Below are 3622 nucleotides of genomic sequence, written 5' to 3' on the forward strand. Positions count from 1 at the left end.
GTATGATCACATTAACGGGGGATAAAACAACCATTAAAGGGACTGATTCTGCCATTATCGTAGGTGTTGAAGCAAAAAACGGTGGCACGATCTCCATAACTGGAGGCTCCATTAATGCTTCTGATTTTGGTGCGATCTTCATGAACAGTAACAGCGACAAAAACAAGCTGGAAAATGTAACAATATCAAGCGGTGATGATAAAACACTACTGGGATTCGGAGCAGGAGCAGAAAACAGTACAGTCACTTTAAAGGATGTAATCATAAAACAAACAAACAATGCTGTAAGTGCACAAGGTGGCTCTACAATAACAATCACTGGAGGTTCATTTGCTTCAAAAGAAGCAACAATAGTTGCCTCGCAAAACAGCAAAGTCACTATAAACGATTCTACGATTACATCATCTGACGACTCTGGACTCTGGGCAAAAGAAAGTGGCACGATCTCCATGACTGGAGGCTCTATTAATGCTTCCCACGCTGGTGCTAGCTTCTTGAACAGTAACAGCGACAAAAATAAGCTGAAAGGTGTAACAATATCAAGTAATGAAGACGGAAAACAAATAACCTTTGGAGTAAAGGTACAAGAGAACAGTACAGTCACTTTAGAAGATGTAACCGTAAAACAAGCAGAAAACGCTATTCTTGCAAATAATAGTTCTAAAGTAAAGGTCACTGGAGGCTCATTCGCTTCAAAAGAGGAAACAATAGCTGCCTTGAAAAACAGTGACATCACTATAGAGGGCGCTCAAATTACATCATCTAATAACTCTGGACTCGTGGCACAAAATGGTGGCTCAATCTCTATGAATGGAGGTTCCATTAAAGCTTCACAAGCTGGTGCTTACTTTTTGAACAGTAATAGCGACAAGAACAAACTAAAGGATGTAGAAATATCAAGTAATGAAGGCGGAACACCTATACTCTTTGGAGTAAAAGCAGAGAAGAACAGTAAAGTTGATTTAGAAGGTGTAAGATTCTCTCAAGCAGACAGTGGTATATCTGCAGATAGTAATTCTGAAATAACAATCTCTAAAGGAGAGTTTGACTCTAAAAAGGTAACTATACACGCTGAAAACGGCAGCACAATCACTTTAAAGGACAATACTAAAGTTACATCATCTGATAACGTTGGGCTCATGGCAGAACAAGAATCCACAATCAACATGACCGGAGGAGAAGTAACTGGAAAAACAGGAGTCGTTGGAGCAAAAAATGGCGGACACATTACGGTAGAAAATGTTACCCTAACAATAGATGGCGCCGATCCCATTGAAAATAACGAATCAATTACAAGTGGTTTTGGTGCATTTTCTGAGGGTAAAGATAGTCTAATTGAGTTAACTGGAGATGATACAAAGATTAAAAATAGTATAGTTGGACTTCAGACAAAAAAAGAGGGTGCAATCAGTATGAATGGAGGCTCCATTAATGCCTCATACGTTGGTGCTCGCTTTACGGAAAGTAAAAGCAACAAAAACAAACTGAAGAATGTAATAATATCCAGCAATAAAGAGAATGAGCTACTAGTCAATGGAATCAATGCAGGAAAAGAAAGTATAGTCTCTCTAGAAAATGTAAACGTAAAACAAGCAGAAAACGCCGTTGTTTCAGATAGTAATTCTAAAATAGAGATTACTGGAGGATCGTTTGATGCAAAACTAGCAACAATCGCTGCTCTAAACGGCGGCACCATTATTTTAACCGACAATGCACAAATTACATCATCTGATAACTCTGGGCTCTATGCACATGACAATGGCGTAATCAAGATGACTGGAGGAACTGTAGCTGGAAAAATAATAGCATTGTCTGCAGAAAATAGCGGACATATTACCATCACAGATGGTACTCTAAAAACAACAGACGATGGTATCGGTGCAGATGCTGATGGCTCTAAAAGTGTGATTGAGTTGGAAAATACAACGGTCAGTGATAGTGCAATTGGTCTTAAAGCAGAAAACAATGGTGCAATCAGTATGACTGGGGGAAGCATTAAAGCTTCTGTAGCTGGTGCTGTCTTTTCTAAAAGTGAGAGCGAAGAAAACTATCTGGACAATGTGATAATATCAAGTAGTAAAGGTGGTGCGCTACTAGGCTATGGAATTCAAGCAGAAGAAACAAGTAAAGTCACTTTAAAAAATGTAACCATCTCTGACGCAATTAATGCCGTAGCTGCGTATGACAATTCTACAATAAAAATCTCTGGGGGATCATTTAAGGCAGAAGATGAAACAATATATGTAGCAGATGGCGGCACCATCAATTTAGACGATGCAGCACAAATTACCTCATCTAATAGTTATGGACTCCGTGCAGACGGTTTAAACTCTACCATCACAATGAATAAAGGACACGTCAAAGGGGACCGTACAGCATTGAGTGCGGAAGGTGGTGGTCATATTACGGTCACAGGTGTTACTATCACAACAGAAAAGCAGCTTAGCGGATTAGGTGCAAGTGTTATCAATTCTAATAGTATGATCGAATTGCGTGGAACAGATATTAAAGACACTTCGACTGGACTCCTTGCACAAGACGGCGGCGTAATCAAAATGAAGAAGGGAACCATTACAACTTCTACAGTTGGTGCTACCATTTCAAACAGTAAGAGCAACGAAAACAAATTGGAAGATGTGACAATATCAAGCAATGGAAAAGGTAACTCGATCATATTTACAGGATTAAATGCCCAAGCAAGCAATATCACTTTAGAAAATGTACACATTACACAAGCATTCACCGGCGTAATGGCAATGGATCATTCTCAAATCACAATCTCTGGAGGATCATTTGCTGGAAACAATGTGGGGATACGTGCAGAGAGTGGAAGCACCATTACTTTAGCTGAAAATGCCCAAATTACATCATCTAATGGTTATGCCCTCCATGCAACCGGCTTAGACTCCACCATCACAATGATGACAGGAAGTATAACAGGAACAGAGGCAGCATTAGCTGTTGAAAACGGTGGGCATATTGATGCAACAAATATTTCTGCAACAGCAGAGAAAAATGGCATAAAATTTGAAAATCCTGAAGAAGATACAACCTCAGAAATTAATTTAACCAACGCAAAGCTTCACATTAAAAACGGTACTGGAATTAATGTAGATGAGTCAACCGGCACAGTCAATCTTGGCGAAAAATCAGAAATCCGTGGTGATGTTTTACTAGTAAACAAAGATTCAACAAAAGGAAATAATTTCACTTTCACCCTCAATTCTGATGACTCCATATTAGAGGGTAGAGCAAAAATTATTAACAGCCCTAAAACAATCTTTAATTTGCAAAACAATACACAATGGATTGTAAAAAACAGTGCCCATGAAACAGATGAAGATGGTCAACTGCTTGATATTGCTCAAAGATCTCGTTCTGATGTTTCCACGCTTAATCTCGATAATAGCTCCATTATCTTTAGCGAACCAACAGAAGAGCATTATCACACATTGCATATAGGTTCTGGTAAACCAGACACACAAGAAGTTTACAAAGCCTCTGGTGATGCAAAGATTTACTTCAATATTGCTTGGAGTGATGGTGTAGCAAGTGCCGATCAAAAAACCGATAGGCTTCTCATTCACGGTGATGTCTCAGGCAACACAACAGTTTATATCAA

Annotated in this window: 1 protein-coding gene; it reads left to right on the top strand. The window is 39.1% G+C overall.

Annotated elements, in window-relative coordinates; genetic code table 11:
- A partial coding sequence (locus ACFIJ8_RS08355; protein WP_375639375.1) for a beta strand repeat-containing protein occupies window positions 1-3622 on the top strand: 3622 nt, incomplete at both ends.

The organism is Bartonella sp. MF74HXZ, assembly GCF_042194445.1.
Taxonomy (GTDB): domain Bacteria; phylum Pseudomonadota; class Alphaproteobacteria; order Rhizobiales; family Rhizobiaceae; genus Bartonella; species Bartonella grahamii.